A 19661-nucleotide genomic window follows, 5' to 3' on the forward strand; every position below is an offset into this window, starting at 1 on the left:
ATATATTTCACGGGTCTGGGCGGATTGTACGCTGGGGATTTCGATGGTGTGGGTACACGACCAAATGCTGATACACCCCTGGAATGCAGTATCTCCTGGAGATGGTCGAATGGGCGATATCCGTTCACGAATACAGACGCCGCTGCTCGCAGTTGATGTTGTGTTGAGGATGAATGATGGGATAGTCCTCATCCGCCGCAGGAACCCTCCGTTTATGGGGTTTTATGCGCTTCCCGGAGGATTTGTTGAGATCGGCGAGACTGTTGAGGATGCAGCACGGAGAGAGGTCATGGAGGAGACAGGAGTGAGCGCATCTCTTGTGAGGCTCGTGGGCGTTTACTCCGATCCGGACCGCGATCCGAGGGGGCATGTCGTCTCAGTATGCTATCTTGCGGATGGGCATGGCGAGCTCAGATCCGGCTCTGATGCATCTGATGTGCAACTCTTCCGCCCTGATGAGCTGCCTGATCTGGCATTCGATCACGCCAGGATGATACGCGATGCGCTGAAGGCGATGGTCTAAAGTACATGGCCATATCTAGCGGAGGCGAGGGCAAAGCCAGGAGGAGTCCGGTGACGGAAGATATCAGGGAATTGATCGAGAAGTTCGCGCTGCAGAACGCTGTAAAGTACAGATCTGCGCCCAATCACGGCGCTGTCATGGGCAAGCTCATGGGAGAGCGCCCGGATCTCAGGCCGAGGGCTAGGGAGATAGCCCCGCTCATAACCAGCGTGCTAAAGGATATAGAGCAGATGGGCCCTGAGCAGTGGGAGGCCCGGCTCAGGGAGATCGCACCAGAGCTCATCGAGGAGATAAGCGCCAGAAAAGAGCCCGCGAAGGGGCTGCAGCCTTTGGAGGGCGCAGAGGGGGGAGTCGTCATGCGTTTCGCGCCGAATCCAAATGGCCCCCCTACACTCGGAAGCGCACGCGGGATAATAATCAACTCAGAGTACGTGAAGATGTACGGCGGGAAGTTCATCCTCCGCTTCGATGATACCGATCCTGTCAACAAAAGACCGATGATAGAGGCGTACGACTGGTACATAGAGGACTGCAGGTGGCTAGGGGCAGAGCCTCATGAGATCGTCGCTGCAAGCCAGAGGGTTGAAAAGTACTATGAGGTCGCTGAGGAGCTGATCCGCAGGGGCGGTGCATATGTGTGCATGTGCGAGCAGGCCGCCTTCAAATCGCTGAAGGATGCGGCCATGCCATGCCCGCACAGGGATCACACCGTCGATGAGAATCTGGATCTCTGGAATAAAATGCTTGATGGCAGCTTCAAAGAGGGCGAAGCTGTGCTGCGTGTCAAGACAGACATAAAGCATAAAGATCCGGCCATACGGGACTGGGCTGGATTCAGAATAGTGACAAAGAGCCACCCGCTTGTGGGCGACAGGTACCGCGTCTGGCCGCTGCTGGACTTCGAATCCGCTGTGGAGGATCATCTGCTGGGAGTGACACACATCCTGAGGGGCAAGGACCTGATAGACAGCGAGCGGCGGCAGAGGTATCTCTACGATCACATGGGCTGGGTATATCCAAGGGTCCTCCACTGGGGGAGGGTGAAGATATTCCAGTTCGGGGCATTCAGCACCAGCAAGCTGAGGAAAGCGATAGAGGCAGGTGAGTACAGCGGCTGGGACGACCCGCGGCTTCCGACTGTAAGGGCCGTAAGGCGCAGGGGCATCACCGCGGAGGCTCTCAGGAAGTTCATGATAGACCTAGGCGTCGGGGAGACGGACATCAGCATCAGCATGGATTCGATATACGCGGAGAACAGGCGGATTGTTGACCCGATCGCAAACAGGAGGTTCTTCGTATGGGACCCGGTTGAGATCGAGATCGAAGGCGATGTTCCTGAGGTCGCGGAGGCGCCGCTCCATCCCACGATAGATCGCGGCATGAGAAAGATCAGGGCCGGAAACAGGGTTCTCCTCTGCAGAGATGATGCGAATGGGCTCGAGGCCGGAAGCAGGATCAGGCTCAAGGATCTGTGCAACATAGAGATAAAGGAGGTATCTCCGCTCAGGGCTGAGTTCATCGATCTGAGCCCGGAGACCGCGAAACGCCTCAGGCTCAGGATAATCCACTGGGCTCCGGTCGACGGCATTCCTGTCCGGGTCCTCGGTCCCGAGAGGATCGATAGCGGCATTGGGGAGAATGGCATCTCGGATGAGCTAGACAGAATCGTCCAGTTCGAGAGGTACGGTTTCGTCAGAATAGATTCTGTTGGAGAGGAGGTAGTCGCGTACTTTGCGCACAGGTGATCGCTGCGTGCGCTCACTAGACATATGCGACTGCCAGATGTCCGGAACGCAGGAGGCGCAGAACAGGAGCAGCACCACGATCCCATCACCGGACCCGGGATCTGCGCGGCATCCGCCTCCGGACCCCCCGCATGCCGTTAGATAGCTTTAAATAAGATGATGTGATGGTGTAACCGGAAGGTTTATATTCGACGAAAGTCGGATATAGACCTCGGCAAAAGTCGATTATCATTACAATCTCCCTCCTTTACCCTACATCCAATCGACTTTTGCTCTCTTCTCAATCACCTTGCTTTCATATGTGCAGCGGACTGCGGCCAAGATCGTCGAACACCATCTCTAGTTGGGTGCGGACTCCTTATCATTGAGACGGATGCTCTTATCCATATGATGACCTGCCAGATTATGCAGTGGTCCTGCTATGCGTTATTGGAAAATGAATGTGCGATTCCAGCGACCTGCTTGCTTGACCTCTAAGTTGCTGAACACACAAGAGCGGAGACTGAAAATGCTCACCCGTTCAGATCCTCAGAGTATCTGTTTGTGGGTGTCGATCCCACCAGAATCATTCGGTAATCTGAGCCCATGACCAGATTTCTGACGGACTGTTCTAACAGACCCAATCTTTCAGAGCCGAGACTGTTCCCCTGAAGACATAGACGCCCGTAAACAGACAGGAGCGTTTACAGCAGAATCTGAACACTGTGTGCTTTCATTCATACCTGACGCATCTGACATAGATGACATCTACATGAGATATAGATGAAACATAAAGATATAAGGAGAACCAACACACGCTTCACTGGCGCGGGTAAGAGAGTGGGATTATCCAAGCGTCCTCCATACCTCCTGTAGGATGCGGGGGAGGCACCCTCCCCTCCCTCGCGACATCTCCCTATCGGCTTTTCTTCTGCACAACTCCCTTAGAGCTGATCGTGAAGCTCCCGTAAAGCCTTGTCCCGACCTCAGATCCTCTGCTCATGTATCTTAGATCTGCAATGCCCTCAATGCTTCCTCTGCTCTCAAATGTGGATCGCGTGCTTCTCATGATCCCTGTGCTGCTGAGATTTATAAAATCTCCGTAATACCTCTCCCGCATGTAGCTCGCCAGCTTCTGGTTCTCACAGCTCCAGCTCAGCCCCCATGTGCTGTTGTAGTCTATGCTCCTCATGCTCAGGTTGAGGGTGACTGGCGAGCGGTTAGCCAGCGATTCGCCCTGAAAGACTATCGATGTCGTCGAATAATCCGTTTCCTCGGATGATGCATAGCTCCCAGATCCATGCTCTGCGAACTCAAAAACAAATCCTGCCTGCGATCTGACCTTTGTTGTGGCCGATGCACTCCGGTTGATACCTCCACCATCGATTCGGACGCTGTTTGTCACATAGTATGCTTCCCGCTCGGTAGACATCCTGCGGTACACCGATGCATACCCGAAGCCTGTCACCCTTCCATCGATCCCAGCGGTTGCTGATCCCCTCAGCGTCTTCACCTTCACTGTTATCTGGCCGTGCTCACCCGGCCTCAACCCCCTTATGGTCCACACATTCGTTGTCCCCGGATCCGGCGGGGGGTACGCCTCGAGAAAGAGCGTTCTCGGGTCGTAGAACTCCCGCACTACAACATCAGTGGGGACCTCAAGGTTGTTCCCGTATGTTATGGTGTAGGTGATCGTGCTTCCTGGACTGACACTGCTCTGCTTCGCCTTCTTTATGGAGTTCCTCTCCAGAGGCTCGAAGCTTATCACCTCCCCTGCTATTCTGACGTAGTCCACGTAGCAGGAGACGCCCTCATACTTCGTGGCGCCTTTGAGGCGTATGTAGACCTTTACAACATCCATCCCCCGGAGGATCTCCTGAGCATCTTCCCAGAAAACCTCCTTCCTGCTCTTCTCAGGATCCTTGCTCCTTATGCTCAGCCTCGATTCTGATGCATCGAACTCGCGCCAGCCGTTGGAATTCCCACCTGTGTCAAGCCACCTGCCATCGCTCCAGGAGGCCAGGCTGATCAGAATGCTCGCGTCGTCTGGATCGCTGCTGCTCGATTTTCCATCGTTATTTCCGTCGAGCATGACCTCCAGCTCGATGGATCCCCTGTTCGATGCCGGGTGAAGCCAGAGGTTGAGATTATCGAGAGAATCTATTCGCGTGGGGCTGATGGTTATCGGCACGCTCTTGGACGATCCTCCCGGATACACGCTTAGACGCGCGGAGTGGGTTCCATGGTAACCCATGCCTGATATCTCTGCGGCGCTTTTCTTCGATCTGGTAATGCTGTAGTCAGCGTCGGTGATCGCGCCGGCTGCGCTGACCAGCAAGAGCAACATGATTATGGATATTACTCGCATGATTACTACTATCAACAGGAGGTACTAAAATAATTCGATTTAATTTATTAATTTATTTCCAAATATTCCGTCTGGATCTATATCAGCACCACTAACCGCATCGGGGTATACATTGAGCTGATATTGAACCTATATGAAAAATAGGAATTTAAATCCGCCACAGATACGTTTTTCTTGCGGGTTGGGGCGTGGGGGAAACTCGCCGGGCGGGGCCCCTTCCTGGGGCCCCGTAACCCGCAGGTGATGGTATGAGATACATTGCATTGATGTTGATGTTTATGATACCGCTTGCCTCCGCATATCATGGGGGCAATACCGTGTCGCAGTCCATAGACATGTCCGCATCCGGTGGCTATGTGAGCCAGAGCGCCTCGAATGCCGCGGTGGTGGTTGGCGATAACAACAATGTAAACCAGAAGATAAGCCAGAGCGCCTCCGGGAACTACGTAACGCAGAGCGCCGCGAATGCAGCCGTTGTCATCGGCAACAGCAATACGGTCGGCCAGAGCACATCCCAGAGCGCAAATGGCAACACCATATCACAGAGCGCGGCCAATGCTGTCGCTGTGGTCGGAGACCTGAACACGGTCAACCAGCTCGTCTCACAGACCGCCAGCGGCAATGAGATATACCAGAGCGGATGGAATACGGCCACTTTAGTGGGCAACGGCAATGCACTGACCCAGCAGGTGGTCCAGACGATAAACATGCTGCCTGCACATGTCGATCCGAGCCAGACGATGAGCAACTCCGCATACATCATGGGCAGCTACAACACCGTCGATCAGGGGCTGTACGGCACAATCCTCGCCGGCACGAACAACGCCCCGATGTATCAGTCTGGAAGAAACTACATACAGACAAACGATCCGAGCGGCAACAGCTACAGCCAGAGGATCAGGTTCTCCGTCAGAGCAGGGCCAAGAGCTCCGGTCTCGCAGTCAGGCCAGAACGAGATACGCATCGGACCTCTCTGAGGTCCATTTTTTAACTGGATAGAGAGCCCGAATAGTCGATGGAGATTTCCCGAAGCGCTCTTATCCATCTGATAACTTGCCCGGAGAGATGGTGGTGCTATGCATTCATGTCGGTTGAGGATTCCTAAAAACATTTTGGTATAAAACTACTTTGATAAAAGCATGCTGCGACATATCCCGATCATTGAATAGGAGGTTAATAGGAATCCTCGACTGAATAAGTGCCTCAAGCAACCGCCCTGCATGACCTCCAAGTTGCTGGGTGCATAAGAGCGTCCCGAAGACGCCAGGGTTTGACATTGTGAATCTCAGTGATCCGAGTGCGAGTTAACTGGAAGAGAGACCAGAGGGAGATCTCGAGTATGCTCTAGCCCATGAATTATCGGAGAGAGGGGATATCAGGATCTGTAATTCTGTGCTGATCCGCTGATTCAGCGGGATGATCCTGCTTTTTTATGCAGTTCTCACAATCTCCTCGTACTCGCTCGTGCTCAGATAAACAGGGGCATACTTGATGCCCCTATCCCTCAGATCCCCCACATACGATCGCAGATGCTTCTTCGAGCCCGCGAGAAGCCCGCTGTAGACATCGATTACCTCCTTATTACCGGTCTCAGCTATCGCTCTCTCCAGATCGATGATGCTGATCTCCTCGAACCTCGCGGCTGCCATGAGAGCATCATGATCTGAGGATGCTTTGGAGAGCAATTCATCATGAACCCTCTGCAGAGTCTGATTATCAAAAATGCCTATTTCCAGAACAGGCGTCTCCACTCCGTATCTATCCATGAGAGCTCCGATCTGATCTATGTGGCTCTGCTCAGACCTGACAAGATCCAGGAAGACCGTCAGGCCTGTCCTCTCATAAAGCGATCCGTAGAGATCACGGGCTGCCTTCTCCTCCTTCCAGATGAAGAGCATCCACTCGATATCGTTCTCGGTCAGGTTCTGTGAGATCTGATGTGCAGGGCTCTGGGGCCTTCCCAGATATATCATGCCCTCGCCGTATGCGATGTTGTGCTTTACACCTGGATCCATGCTATCGGACATCGCCCAGATTATCGATACGCTCTGCTCAGGTCTCAGTACTTTGTCGAAGCGATCTCCGGTCTCGAGCTTTCTCCTGAACTCCACAACGGTGTGTGCGCCGTAGCTCCTGCCGCCATGCTCAAGTATGTCGTATGTGCCACCGAGCATTGTATCATCGATATGCGGGCCGTAGTTGCCTGTAGAATATTCATCAAGCACTCTCACGCTCCCGTTGACAAACGCCATCACCATATCCGCGTCCTTCATCCACTCAGAGGGCTCAAAGCCGATGGCGAGCCATCCTCGAGTGCTTCCATTTAAGGCCATGTAGAGATGCTCATCATCTATCTTCCATGATACCGTCATCACTCCACCGGTGTAACCCTGCCTGGGAGTGCTGTAGAGCTTTAGATGGTGCGAGTACTCATTCACACCCACAACGCCGTCGGGCCGCCATTCCTCCGAGACGGCGCTTTCTGCAACAACCTGAGGCTCCTCTGGCTGTATGCATCCTGAAAAGAGGAGCAGCGCCAAGACCAGAAGCACAATCTCATCGCGTATCATTCATGATGATAGATGCTGGCTTTATACAAATTTATTGTCATCGTCCTGCAGCCAGGTCAATCATGATCTAGGCGTATGGAACTGCAATACCAAGTATCTACGAGTATTTACATATTTATATTATTATAAAACACAGGCTCATCCCGCCGATCCGGCAGATCGTTATCTTGGAGAGGTAGACAGAGCCCATTGCAATTGATCAAAGCTACCAGAGTTTGCCTATCGAAGATTCTACCGGCTGGGACGAACACAGATCGTCACACGTTCTGTCTCGCTTTGCATAAAGGTGTGCTGTGTTGGATAAGTCATGAAAATCCGCGAGCAGAAGACGATTTCAGGAATGCACGGAGAATAGATTGGAATCGACATCTGGAGACGTCATCACGAGAGGTTATCCAACACAGCATAAAGGTGCAGAGCTCATGATGCAACGCCCTGCATCATGCCTGAAGTTCCTCAGATCTCCACAGCATAGCCTCCCCGAGGATCATGCCACATGAAGCCGCTGCGGCCAGCAGAGCGCCGAAGAGGAAAGTCGCCTCCGGTCCGTATACCTGCCAGATCGAGCCTGCGATCAGGCCAGATGCTATCGATGCAATCCCGACCATTCCATGATAAGCCCCCAGTGCTGTGCATCTGATCTCATCACAGCTCAGATCCGAGACGTAAGCACTCTGCGCCCCATCGACCACCGCGAAGACGAGACCGTACATGATGAAGAGCAGCACGAGCCACTCAGAAGATGACACAAAGACAAACCCAAGGGCGACCAGCGAGAACAACGCATAGCCGATCGCAAGCGTCCATCTTCTCCCTATGAGATCTGATGCCATCCCGCTTGGTATGGACATTCCAGAATAAACCACGTTGAATAGCACGTAAAGCAGGAGGGGGGCTCCGACTGCGAGAGCTCCCGTGAAGAGCTCCTGTGCCCTGAGCATGAAGAACATGTAGCTGAAGTTCGCAAGCGAGAATAGGGATGCCACCAGGATGAACCACCTGAGCCTTGGTGACAACGAGGAGATTCCAGGCCTAAGGATCCTCACCGGAGATCTCCGTATGTCCCTGACATAAATGAGAGGTATAAATGCCATCAATGAGAGAACAGCTGCGACCGCCAGGATCTCCCTGAATCCAAGCCCCGCGCTCCACAGGGCGTATGCCATTCCAGATCCAAGCACCGCCCCAAAGGTATCAAGCGCTCTCACCGTGCCGAAGCCCCTTCCGATATGCGAGGGCTCGACAGATCCGGAGATTATCGCATCCTTCGGCGCTGCCCTCACACCCTTGCCGCAGCGCTCGAGGCTTTTAAGCAGGACAACATGCTGCCATGATCCTGATAGTGGTAAAATCGTCTTGGCCAATGCAGAGAGCCCGTAGCCTGCTACGACTAAGGTCTTCCTTTTCCCTGTAATATCGCCCACATATCCTGAGAGTATCTTCAGGATGCTCGGAATGCCCTCGCTGAGGCCTCCCACCAGCCCCACAGCAAACGCACCACCTCCCAGTGATGTGATGAAGAGAGGCATGATCGGCTGTATGATCTCGCTGCTGGTGTCGTTCAATAAGCTCACGATCCCGATGAACAGGATATTTCTGCCGCCGTCCTCAGCCCTCTGATCTTCTGCCATCCTGCAGATCTTTACAACAGCGAATATATCATCCCAGCGAAACATTCATACTCCAGGCTTTCTGTGGAAGATTCAAACAAAGGTGAAGAGGAGAGCTGCATAATGGATTTCATCCCGATTGCCAGGCCGCTCCTGGGTGATGAGGAGATAGAGGCCGTATCCCAGGTGATCAGGTCCGGCATGCTTGTTCAGGGAGAGATGGTCAGGCGATTTGAGGAGGGTTTCTCCACATACATTGGAGTGAAAAACTCGGTAGCTGTGAGCAACGGAACCGTGGCGCTGGATCTCGCGCTCAGGGCTTTTGGTTTTAAACCCGGAGACGAGATCATATGCCCGGCGTTCACGTTCATCGCAACATCAAACGCAGTTCTTTATCAGGGGCTCCGGCCTGTCTTTGCAGATGTCGACCCCAGGACGTTCAACATCGATCCTGAAGATGTTCTTGAGAGGGTGAACAGCAAGACAAAGGCAATCCTGGGAGTGCACCTATACGGCCAGCCTTTCGATTTAAAGGCCATCAGCGAGATCTGCGAGGATCACGATCTCATCCTCATAGAGGACTGCGCCCAGGCGCATGGCGCTGAGTACGAGGGGAGAAAAGTGGGGAGCTTCGGCACAGGATGCTTCTCATTCTACCCGACGAAGAACATGACCACAGGAGAGGGGGGGATGATAACAGCAGACGACGATGCGCTTGCAGAGAGGCTGAGACTTCTGAGGAACCATGGGGACCTCGGGAAGTACAATCACGTGATGCTCGGCTACAACTACAGAATGACGAACATCCAGGGCGCGATAGGCCTTGTGCAACTCAGAAAACTGGATGGATTCATAAATGCCAGGATAAGGAATGCAGAGTACCTCAGCTCGCACATAAGCAGAGATGGCATAACAACGCCCTGGAGGGATCCCAGATGCAAGCATGTCTACAATCAGTACGTTCTCCGAGTCGAGGACGATTTTCCAATGAGCCGTGATGCTCTCGCCAGCTACCTCCAGTCGAGAGGCGTCGGAACAGGCATACATTACCCGATGCCTGTTTATGAGCAGCCTCTTTACAGACAGCTAGGAATCAGATCGAGCTGCCCCGCTGCCGAGGACGTATCGAGGAGGGTGATAAGCGTTCCGGTGCATCCAGGGCTCAGCGATGAGAATCTGAAGAGGATCGCGGATGCGGTGAACAGCGCAGGGTGATTCGATGAATGTTGGAGTTATAGGCGTCGGCTCGATGGGTCGCAACCACGTGCGCGTCTACTCCGAGCTGAAGGGCGTGGAGAACCTCTACGTCTACGATTCTGTGGAGAAAAATGCAGAGGCTGCGAGGGAGTTTGCAACGATATGCCACAGCATCGATGAGCTTCTAGATGCATCAGAGGCTGTCTCCATCTGTGTCCCCACCAGGTATCATTACGATGTCGCCATGCGTGTGATCGAGGCCGGAGTACACTGTCTAATAGAGAAGCCGATGACCCTCACGCTGGATGAGGCTGAGAGGCTCCTGAGCGCAATCCGTGGGAGGGATCTGGTGGTTGGGGTCGGGCACATCGAGCGCTTCAATCCCATAGTGACAGAGATAAAGAGGATAATCAAGTCGCCCGCATATGTTGAGATAAAGAGGCACAATCCTGGATCCTCGAGGATAACAGATTCATCAGTCGTCGAGGACCTGATGATCCACGATATCGATATAGTCTTCAACGTGCTCTTTCCGGGAAGAGAGGATTACACGATAAGCAGCGCCGGCACGAGGAACGTCTGCGAAGCTCTGATAAGATTCGACTCATCGATCGTCTCCCTATCAGCGAGCCGCCTGTCATCCAAGAAGTTCAGGACTTTCTATGTAGAGGAGGAAGGAGTCACCACAGAAGGCGACTTCATGACCCAGGAGGTGTACATCTACAGAAAGCCTGATAAGTACCTCAAGGAGGGTGAGAGGTACCTACAGGAGAACATAATCGAGAAGGTGCTCGTCAGCAAGGTGGAGCCGCTTAAGGTCGAGCTCCGGGCGTTTCTGGACGCGGTCAGGGGCAGGCAGGAGTTCCCTGTAACGCCTGAGCAGGCATTCAGAAACATGAAGGTATGCGCTGAGATATCGAGGGGGCTTGTATGAGCTACAGGAAGCACCCGACTGCGGTGGTCGAGAGCGCTGATATCGGAGATGGCACGAGCATATGGCACTTCGCCCACATCAGGGAGGGCGCCAGGATCGGGAGGAACTGCAACATCGGGAAGAGCGTTTACATAGACAGGGATGTCAGGATCGGAGATAACGTGAAGATCCAGAACTTCGTCTCTGTCTATCACGGAGTCGATATTGGGGATGATGTCTTCATAGGCCCCTCAGCAGTTTTCACGAACGATCTGTATCCAAGAGCGTTCATCTGGTCAGAGGACAGGGTCGTGCCCACGAAGGTCTGCAGGGGTGCGAGCATAGGCGCGAATGCGACGATAGTCTGCGGCATAACCATAGGGGAGTACGCCATGGTCGGGGCGGGCAGCGTCGTCACAGATGATGTCCCCCCGCACGGTCTTGTATACGGCAACCCTGCCGTGCTGCGGGGATACGTCTGCAGATGCGGCAGACCTCTGAAGAGGCTGTTGAGGGATGATGGGGTGAAAGAGTACCTGTGCGAATGCGGGGAGACCGTCTGCATCAAAACGGAGGGATCACCCTGAAGATAGCTGTTGTGGGCCTTGGTAACGCAGGGCTTCCTCTTGCAGCAGTGATCGCAGACCATGGAATTCAGGTCGTGGGCGTGGATATAGACAGAAGGAGATGCGATCTCATCAACAGCGGGAAGAATCCCATACCACACGAGTCCGGACTGGACGAGCTCATATCGAGACACGGTGGAAAGGAACTCGTCGCAACGACAAAATACAGAGATGCATCTTCATGCAGCGTGTTCATAGTAATAGTCCCGCTCTTCATCGACGAGAACCACAATCCGGACTTCAGGACGCTTGAGAGCTCATTCAGGAGTTTGGGAGGTGTATTGAAGCGTGGGGATCTGGTGGTCCTGGAGACCACAGTGCCTCCCGGGACGACAGAAGGTATAGCGCTGAAATGGCTGGAGGAGAGCAGCGGTCTCAGGCTCGGCCAGTTCTATCTCGCTCACTCCCCGGAGAGGATAATGACAGGATGCAGCATATCCAGGCTCAGGGAGTTCCCGAAGGTCATTGGGGGAGTTGATGAGAGGAGCGGCATCGTCGCCTACGACGTTTACAGGAGGTTCATACCGAACCTGAGGCTTGTATCATCTGCAAGGGTCGCAGAGATGATAAAGGTCATGGAGGGGTGCTACAGGGATGTCAACATCGCGCTGGCGAACGAGCTCTTCAGGATATCAGAGGAGCTGGGCATCGATTTCTACGAGGCCCGGGAGCACGCGAACCACGAGTACTGTCACATACACATGCCATCGACTGGCGTAGGCGGGCACTGCATCCCTGTCTATCCATGGTTTCTGATCAATGAGATGGTGAGGAGAGAGCGTGCAGAGAATGCGGTCATGCTCAGAACTGCCAGGGAGCTGAACGACCGCATGATACACTACTGGATGGATCGTATAATCGACGCGTGCATGCATATCGATAAACCACTGGCGGAGATCAGGATATGCATCCACGGCATCACGTACCGTCAGGGCGCAAAGGAGCTCCACCACAGCAGGAACCTGGCGCTTGCGAAGCTCCTGAAGAGCAGAGGTCTGAAGGTGGGCGCGCACGATGAGATGCTCTCAAGAGAGGAGATCTCAAAAGCAGGCCTGGAGTGGATGGATCCACAGGACGCGGATCTGGTCTTCAATTCCTTCGAGCTCAGCGTGAAGCTCAGGCGCCACCGAGAAGCTCCGGGATGAAAGCCGGAGTCTCAACCGTCCCGATGCCATCGCGGCTTGTGAAATGCTCAGATCGAACCAGACCTGGGAGCACAGATCGCCCATCCCGTGCCATGCGGCTTTGTTAGAGTTCTCACGCAATATAGAGCCCTGCATGAGGAAAACGCGAAGTCTCGTCCAGCTGAATCGGCGGATTGGAGGAGAATGGAATCCAGCTATCCCCGAAAGTTCAGATCGATCCGGATGTTCAATAATTCGCAGAGACGAGGCAATGCGATGTCCCCAGCCGTTCGAAGCTGACGTAGTTGGGCCCCGAGTTTCCCGATATGAGCTTGCAGCCTGTCAGCTATAACCAAGCCGGCTGAGAGTGTGATATGATCATGGATCCGGTTATAGATAGACATGGAAACAGAAACATCATAGAGATAAGAGATCTGACCAAGATATACAGGGATGGGGTTGAGGTGGTGGCTCTCGATCACATAAATCTCACGATAAAGGAGGGAGAGTTCCTGGCGATAGTCGGGCCGAGCGGATCCGGAAAGTCGACGCTGCTGAACATGATCGGCCTCCTAGACACTCCCACAAGCGGAACAATACTGCTGAAAGATATCGACGTCACAAAGATCAGCGCGAACGAGCGCGCGAGGCTGAGAAACAAGGAGCTTGGATTCGTCTTCCAGTACCATCATCTCCTCCCCGAGTTCACGGCAGTCGAGAACGTGATGATGCCAATGCTCATAGCAGGGGTTGGGAGAAAAGAGGCGCGTGAGCGCGCGACCGCTCTTCTCAGGGAGGTCGGCCTTGGAGACCGGCTGGACCACAAGCCCAGCCAGCTCAGCGGCGGTCAGAACCAGCGGGTTGCGGTCGCGAGGGCCCTGGCCAACAGGCCATCTATCGTAATAGGAGATGAGCTCACCGGAAACCTGGATACAAAAACATCGAGGATGATCTACGATATGCTCAGGGACCTGAACAAGAGAATCAACCAAACATTCATACTCGTGACGCACGACATGGATATGGCGGAGAAGACGGATCGCATACTGAGGCTTGTTGATGGAAAAATCGTCTGCGAGCTCAGGCGGGTCGGCGACGAGTTCGTGAGCGTGGAGATGTGCTCGGCAGAAACGGGACAGGATCAGGAATAAAGCGAGAGGCTCATCCAGGTGATTCAGCGGATCTGTATCTCTCGGTAGTCTACCTATACGACGTGTGGATAAGTGCAAAAGCAATAGCTTCAGGCGATTCGTAGCCTTCAACCACGCTGCAGGGCGCCGGACAATTATTGACAGGTCTCATGATATCGATTTCCATGCCGACGTTGCTCAAAATAAACACATCTGAGGGAGCCGGCCCATCAAGATCAACTCAATGAAGGTAGACTACCTATCTTTCAGAAGGGAACAAAGTCGATTGCTGCTGGTTAGGTTAACCAGACTTCGCCTCTCCGATGGTTCGACCTCATGAGCCAAGAGAGATCCTAATACCCCGAACTCTCCGCCGTCCCGCATAACACAAGAGCAGCCGCATCCCAGCCATGCCTCCAGGCATGCGCAGTGACATGTGACTTCTCCACTGAAGGGGTATTCTGCCTGCGTTCCTATAAACCACCCCGAGATGTTTTTAATGCACCAGTCAGCTCAAAGCTGGTGCAGGGGTTCATGCGCCTCAGAACTCATAGGGCTCATCACACTTCAGAGACCTGGTGTCATCATCGGCGCATGTGGCGGATTTCTCAAGCGACGGTACATGAGATTTCCCCCGACCGTATCAAATCAAACCCCCATCGCAACCGAAGCGATGATCCCTATCTTGCCTGACAGGTACAGTGAGCTTCCTGATACGAAAATGCAGTGGATACGAATCATGTTATCCACACGGTGGCCCTGCGTCATGAGCTTTTTCCATGAGAAGCCAGAGCTCAAACTCTGGCTTCGCGTCAGGGATTGCACACCCTGCACGGCTCATACCCTCTCGATTCCGCCTCCTCCTTGCTTGAGAAGATCACAACGTGCTCAGGCTTTATCTTCTTGGCGTACCGGCATTCGGGGAGGTGGTACTTCCTGGAGGTGGTGCTCCCTACATACTGCTTTGTCCCATCCCGCTCAGGCTTTGCAGATCCGCCTGTAACATTGAGGCCCGCCCCAGTGTCTTCTGTATCCTTTTCCCTGACATCTGATTGCTCATCCCCACCTTCCGTGCTGACACCCTCATTTCCTCCTGATGCACCAGCAGGCTCGCTGAGTGAAAGCGATGGGGGATATATCGAGCGTTCCTGGGTGCTCTCTAGGATCTGAACTGCACGCTCAGCGCTCAGAATCGTGCCATCCGCGCCGGAAACCACGAGGCGACATGTGTAGCCCCTGCCAGGATGCAGCCTGGCGATTTTTGAGAACTCGAACGCGGTCTGGCCCGGGGCGACGTCGATCAGGAGGTATCTAGACCGGAGGACCTCCTGGCCTTCTCTGAGAAGATGAGCCTCGAGCAGCAGGTAGGGCTCGGAAATGTTGGAGACGAGTTCCAGAGTTCCCCTGACAAGGAAGAGCTCTCTGGAGACCCCGGGCTCGAACTCCAGCTCAAGATTTCTCTCCGCATGGACCTCCACAAGGCTGTTCTGATCCACAGCTTTCTGCTCAATGCAGCCCTGAACAAACATCAGAACCAACAAAGCACAGATAAGAGAGACGAACCTGAACACAGGGACCCCCTCATTTCCAATGGAAATATGGGATGAGCATCATGCCATAATGCCCCACATACCGCCGCAGTCCGTGCCATTACCATGACATGGAAAGTCAGCCTCCCGTGCCGCCTCGTTTTGGCGAGACTGACTGGCATCTCGAGCGCTTTAACATAAAAGCACGACATGGAGGGTAGACCTTCCTTGTCGTGTTGTTTGGACGAGACCAAACCGCATCTCAAACGCTTTCATCCTTTCGGCACGCCTCTGATGTCGCATGCAGCGTTTCATAGAGACTCCTGGGGTGCAGGGGTAGCGGAAACCCCGCTCTTCGGGGCTGGGAGGAGCATACCCCAGCCGAACGTCAGAACATGCTCATCTCTGACAGCATATCCAGCTATCTGAGCTCAAAGCCCGGAATCAAATCTGCTTAAGCGCTCTGATCGTTATCTCGATGCATTCAAGCATCGACTTCAGCCTTGACAGATCCCGCTCATCGGCTATCTCCGCACACAGCTCTCTCAGCTTCGCCTGAAGCGAGGTTCTCACAGATGCAAGAGCATCTTTTTCATCAACCGTGCCCGGAGATGCTGTGGCAGATACTGAGCCGCGCTGAGCAGCGCTTTCTGAGATATGCCCTTCTGAAACATGCAGATTTTTCTCTTCTGGCAGCCCAGCAGAAGCGCCATGCTCACCCTCTCCAGAAGCAGAGCAGACCGGACACATAATCTCCCCCTTGTAGCGGAAGAGGGGAGCTCCACAATCATGGTGCTCCGCCAGCATGGTTCCACCGATCTCCATCATCCTCGTGATGCGCCTGATCATCTCCTCTTCATCCATTTTTCAGTCACCTCTGATGATGGAATCAACATTCAGATATTTAGCATGAAAGCATGACATGGGGTGTTTAGCCTCCTACGTCGGCGGCCGCTTCTGGACAGAAACTAACAGTGCATCAACGCTTTCATCCTGTTGGTATGCCTCCACTACCGGGTCTCGTGCCCGAATCGCTGAATGGAATTTCAGGAATCCGCACTCTCTAGCATGGCAGGTTACAAATCCTGCAATGTCACATGTCGCTGGGTTCAATGATCAGAGCACACAACTCACTACTGCACGCAGGGTTTTGAGGTTGTACATTCAGAGGCTGTGCACTTGGAGTTCAGATGCACGATCCTGTGGTGTTCATGTAGCATTACGCTCTTGTCCACTTAATAACCTGCCCATAGAACCATTGGTCCTCCAAGCACTGCTGGAAGATGGATGAGTGCTTAAGGCAACTTAACCTGCATGACCTCCAAGCTGCTAAGCGGATAAGAGCGTAGGCTCTGCCTCTCTGCTAGATTACTGATTCACCGAACTACGTGGAGAGTTCGGTTCCATTACGAACACTCATCCAGCTTGTCCTGTCTGCGGAAGAACTCAATCTGGGTTCTTGTCTCCAAGGATGCCTGAGCCTGCAGAATTCACTGCAGATATCCCATAACGCTCTTATCTATCTGATAACCTGCTCGGAGAGATAGCGGTGCTGCTATGCGTTTGTGGCGATTGAATGAGAGCATCCAGCAACCTCGATGCATGAAAGTTGCTGGATACATAAGAGCATCTCATTGCACTCAGTGCTGTGTTGAATAACTTCTTGAGATAACGTCTCTGTATATCGATTCCAATCTATTCTCCACACATTCCTGGAATCGTCTTATGCTTGCGGATTTTAATGACCCATCCAACACAGCAGCACTCAATGCTAAAGCGTATTCTGGAAATCACATGTGTTTTACGTGCTTCATCCGACAGGTATGGTCTCAAGCTGGCTTGCGACGTTCCATATAAGTGTTCTTGTATGGAGAGGGATATTCGGATCATTGCTGATTTCGTCAAGTATGGATATCGCTGAAGCTGCCCTTACTGCTTCGGCGAGCCCTTCCTGAAGAAGTATACCTTTGACGTTCTCTGCAGAGCGCCTTATGTTCCTGGGCACGGTATCGTCGCTCATTATTCGCTCCAAAATCTCGACACATTGCTTTATCACTTTCTCAGACATAATAAAAATCACCACCGTTGCGCTTTCTGGGGCTACAAAAGGGTTGAGGATCAGTTCCCGCCTCAGCTCTTGCACTCTGCATGTATATCGTTGTATTTAAAAGTATGGTTGAGGATCCCCAAAAGCTCATGTGGTCAAATCCCCGGAGAGGCAAACTCTGATCTCTTTTGTCCATCTGGGCTCATCTCTGGTTGTGTACTCGCATCATTGAAATCCGCAGCATCCAGTCCAGCCGGACTCGTGGGATGCTCATCTTGGTGATTTGGCGGATCGGTAACCCCGCAGAAAGAGACAGAGTGTATTGTACCTGATTGAAGTTACCAGAGGATTCCTAAAAACCCAGTATTCTGGTATAAAACTCCTTTGATAAAAGCATGCAGCGACATGCCCAGATCATTGAACAGTAGGTTAATAGGAATCCTCACCAGATCGCCACTCCGACGGTTCGACTACATGAGCCCGTGGGATATCTCGCCCATGGCTCTCTGGTAGTCTACCTACGACGTGTGGATAAGCGTAAAAGCAATAGCTTCAGGCAGTTCGTAGCTCATCAACCAAGCTGCAGGGCGCCGGATAAATATTGACATATCACATGATGCCGATTTCCATGCCGACATTGCTCAAAATAAACACATCTGAGGGAGCCGGCCCATTGAGATCAACTCAACGAAGGCGACTACTGGCTCTCGAATACGGCAGAATCGTTCAGCTATTCGGGTACACATCCGATAATTCCACTGCTGAATCGCAGGGATGAGCCCCGCTGATACAAGCACGTGACCTGGGATCAGAGGCGTGTGAGCTTGCGTGGCTCATGTGCCACCTGACATCAGTTCCCGAGAGGCTCTTCAGTGGTTTGGGTCCACCCTCCCGCTAAATCCCGTGTCCATCTCCACTGGAAATGAAGGGGTTGGTCCCCTTCCACTGGAAATAAAGGGGAGATCACCATAACTCTTAATACCCTCCATGCCAAGAGTGAATTGTTCGAGGGAGTTCTCGTGACCACTTCTAGCGGGTTATTTGCCAGCTTTGTTGGACAGGGAGGCATATTCAGATCGCGGGACGTCTTGCGTCCCACATACACTCCGAAGGAGCTGCCCCACCGAGAGGAGCAGATCCAGGAGCTGGCGTCTGTCCTGGCTCCGGCCCTTCATGGCGAGACACCCTCAAATGTCCTGATCTACGGAAAGACCGGCACAGGTAAGACGGCCGTCGCGAAATACGTGGGAAAGGAGCTGGAGGAGGCGGATGCAGGGTCTGCATGCTCTGTCATATACCTCAACTGCGAGGTGGTAGATACACAGTACAGGGTCCTGGCACACCTCGCGAGGCACTTCGACAAGGATATCCCAATGACAGGCTGGCCCACAGATCAGGTCTACTCCGAGTTCAGGAACGCGCTTGATGAGAAGAAGCGTGTGGTCGTCATAATGCTCGATGAGGTCGACAAGCTTGTCAGAAAGGGCGATGATGTCCTTTATAACCTCTCCAGGATAAACTCAGATCTGGTTCAGGCGAGGGTGAGCCTCATAGGCATATCGAACGACCTGAAGTTCACAGAGTTTCTGGATCCCAGGGTCAAATCCTCGCTTGGCGAGGACGAGATCATATTCCCGCCTTACAACGCAGAGCAGATACAGGACATACTGGAGCAGCGGGCCGAGTTGGCGTTCAGGCCAGGTGTGCTCGCGGATGACGTGATTCCCCTCTGCGCGGCCTTCGCGGCGCGGGAGCATGGTGATGCGCGGCGCGCGCTTGACCTTCTCAGGATTGCTGGCGAGATCGCGGAGAGGGCGAGGAGCCAGATGATCACCGAGGAGCATGTGAAGGCCGCAAGGGACAAGATCGAGCAGGACAGGGTGGAGGAGGTCATAAAGACGCTTCCCACGCAGTCGAAGCTTGTTCTTTACAGCATACTCCTCCTGGAGGAGCAGGCAGCCAGGAACATAACAACGAGCGCCGTCTACGGCATGTACAAGCAGCTCTGCCCACTCGTTGAGGCTGACTCGCTCACACACAGAAGGATCACGGATCTCATAGCCGAGCTCGATATGCTCGGCATTCTCCATACTGTTGTGATAAGCAAGGGAAGGTACGGAAGAACGAAGGAGATCTCTCTGAGCGTTCATCCGCCAAAGCTTAAGAGCATACTGCTCCAGGACTACAGGCTCAAGGACCTCGCGAGCTTCAGCGTGCCGACTCAGGCCCGGTTCGGTCCACTCTGAGATGGGCAGAGAGATGCAGCGATGAAGGGTTTGAGTGTCTGAGAAGCTCCGAAC

General features: G+C 53.4%; 15 protein-coding genes. 9 read left to right on the forward strand and 6 right to left on the reverse strand.

The features are described 5' to 3' along the window. Positions 1–109: 109 nt before the first annotated feature. Both QFX31_RS04665 and QFX31_RS04670 read left to right on the forward strand, forming a co-directional pair. Entirely contained in the window at positions 110–523 is a 414-nt protein-coding gene (locus QFX31_RS04665; RefSeq protein WP_348530960.1) for an NUDIX hydrolase, read from the forward strand. Between the two features lie 5 nt (positions 524–528). Further along, positions 529–2268 (forward strand): glutamate--tRNA ligase, encoded by a 1740-nt coding sequence (locus QFX31_RS04670; protein WP_348530961.1) that lies wholly within the window; start codon positions 529–531, stop codon positions 2266–2268. Between the two features lie 895 nt (positions 2269–3163). Here QFX31_RS04670 and QFX31_RS04675 read toward each other — a convergent pair. Then, entirely contained in the window at positions 3164–4594 is a 1431-nt protein-coding gene (locus tag QFX31_RS04675; RefSeq protein ID WP_348530962.1) for a hypothetical protein, read from the reverse strand. A 299-nt stretch (positions 4595–4893) separates the two neighbouring features. Between QFX31_RS04675 and QFX31_RS04680 the strand changes: the two genes are divergently transcribed. Next, positions 4894–5592 carry a hypothetical protein gene (locus tag QFX31_RS04680; RefSeq protein WP_348530963.1) on the forward strand — a complete coding sequence of 233 codons (699 nt, stop codon included), beginning with the start codon at positions 4894–4896 and terminating at the stop codon, positions 5590–5592. A 453-nt stretch (positions 5593–6045) separates the two neighbouring features. On the opposite strand, the gene QFX31_RS04685 is transcribed toward QFX31_RS04680, so the two are convergent. Both QFX31_RS04685 and QFX31_RS04690 read right to left on the reverse strand, forming a co-directional pair. Beyond that, positions 6046–7185, reverse strand: coding sequence for a DUF2202 domain-containing protein (locus QFX31_RS04685; RefSeq protein WP_348530964.1), 1140 nt, complete (start codon positions 7183–7185; stop codon positions 6046–6048). Positions 7186–7625: 440 nt separating this feature from the next. Beyond that, positions 7626–8816: an MFS transporter gene (locus QFX31_RS04690; RefSeq protein ID WP_348530965.1), complete on the reverse strand. Its 1191-nt coding sequence runs from the start codon at positions 8814–8816 to the stop codon at positions 7626–7628. Between the two features lie 102 nt (positions 8817–8918). Between QFX31_RS04690 and QFX31_RS04695 the strand changes: the two genes are divergently transcribed. The 5 genes from QFX31_RS04695 (at position 8919) to QFX31_RS04715 (ending at position 13806) form a co-directional block, all read left to right on the forward strand. Next, a complete protein-coding gene (locus QFX31_RS04695) occupies positions 8919–10010 on the forward strand; it encodes a DegT/DnrJ/EryC1/StrS family aminotransferase (RefSeq protein ID WP_348530966.1) in 1092 nt (363 codons plus the stop codon). A 4-nt stretch (positions 10011–10014) separates the two neighbouring features. Next, complete coding sequence (locus QFX31_RS04700) at positions 10015–10926, forward strand: Gfo/Idh/MocA family oxidoreductase (RefSeq protein WP_348530967.1); 912 nt, start codon at positions 10015–10017, stop codon at positions 10924–10926. Further along, complete coding sequence (locus QFX31_RS04705) at positions 10923–11492, forward strand: acyltransferase (RefSeq protein WP_348530968.1); 570 nt, start codon at positions 10923–10925, stop codon at positions 11490–11492. The genes QFX31_RS04700 and QFX31_RS04705 overlap by 4 nt, the downstream gene beginning before the upstream one ends. 11 nt (positions 11493–11503) lie before the next feature. Further along, the gene (locus tag QFX31_RS04710; protein ID WP_348530969.1) at positions 11504–12676 is read left to right on the forward strand and encodes a nucleotide sugar dehydrogenase; all 1173 of its coding nucleotides are present in this window, start codon (positions 11504–11506) and stop codon (positions 12674–12676) included. Positions 12677–13035: 359 nt separating this feature from the next. Next, positions 13036–13806, forward strand: a complete 771-nt coding sequence (locus tag QFX31_RS04715) for an ABC transporter ATP-binding protein (RefSeq protein WP_348531008.1) — start codon at positions 13036–13038, stop codon at positions 13804–13806. A gap of 791 nt (positions 13807–14597) precedes the next feature. On the opposite strand, the gene QFX31_RS04720 is transcribed toward QFX31_RS04715, so the two are convergent. The 3 genes from QFX31_RS04720 to QFX31_RS04730 form a co-directional block, all read right to left on the reverse strand. Further along, positions 14598–15281, reverse strand: a complete 684-nt coding sequence (locus QFX31_RS04720; protein WP_348530970.1) for an Ada metal-binding domain-containing protein — start codon at positions 15279–15281, stop codon at positions 14598–14600. A gap of 477 nt (positions 15282–15758) precedes the next feature. After that, the gene (locus tag QFX31_RS04725) at positions 15759–16178 is read right to left on the reverse strand and encodes an Sjogren's syndrome/scleroderma autoantigen 1 family protein (protein WP_348530971.1); all 420 of its coding nucleotides are present in this window, start codon (positions 16176–16178) and stop codon (positions 15759–15761) included. A gap of 946 nt (positions 16179–17124) precedes the next feature. Further along, positions 17125–17382, reverse strand: coding sequence for a UPF0147 family protein (locus tag QFX31_RS04730; protein ID WP_297759605.1), 258 nt, complete (start codon positions 17380–17382; stop codon positions 17125–17127). Between the two features lie 998 nt (positions 17383–18380). On the opposite strand from QFX31_RS04730, the gene QFX31_RS04735 reads away from it, so the two are divergent. Continuing rightward, positions 18381–19607, forward strand: coding sequence for an ORC1-type DNA replication protein (locus tag QFX31_RS04735; RefSeq protein ID WP_348531009.1), 1227 nt, complete (start codon positions 18381–18383; stop codon positions 19605–19607). The last annotated feature ends 54 nt before the right edge of the window (positions 19608–19661 follow it).

Origin of the sequence: Methanothrix sp. (genome assembly GCF_030055635.1) — an archaeon.
Classification (GTDB): domain Archaea; phylum Halobacteriota; class Methanosarcinia; order Methanotrichales; family Methanotrichaceae; genus Methanothrix_B.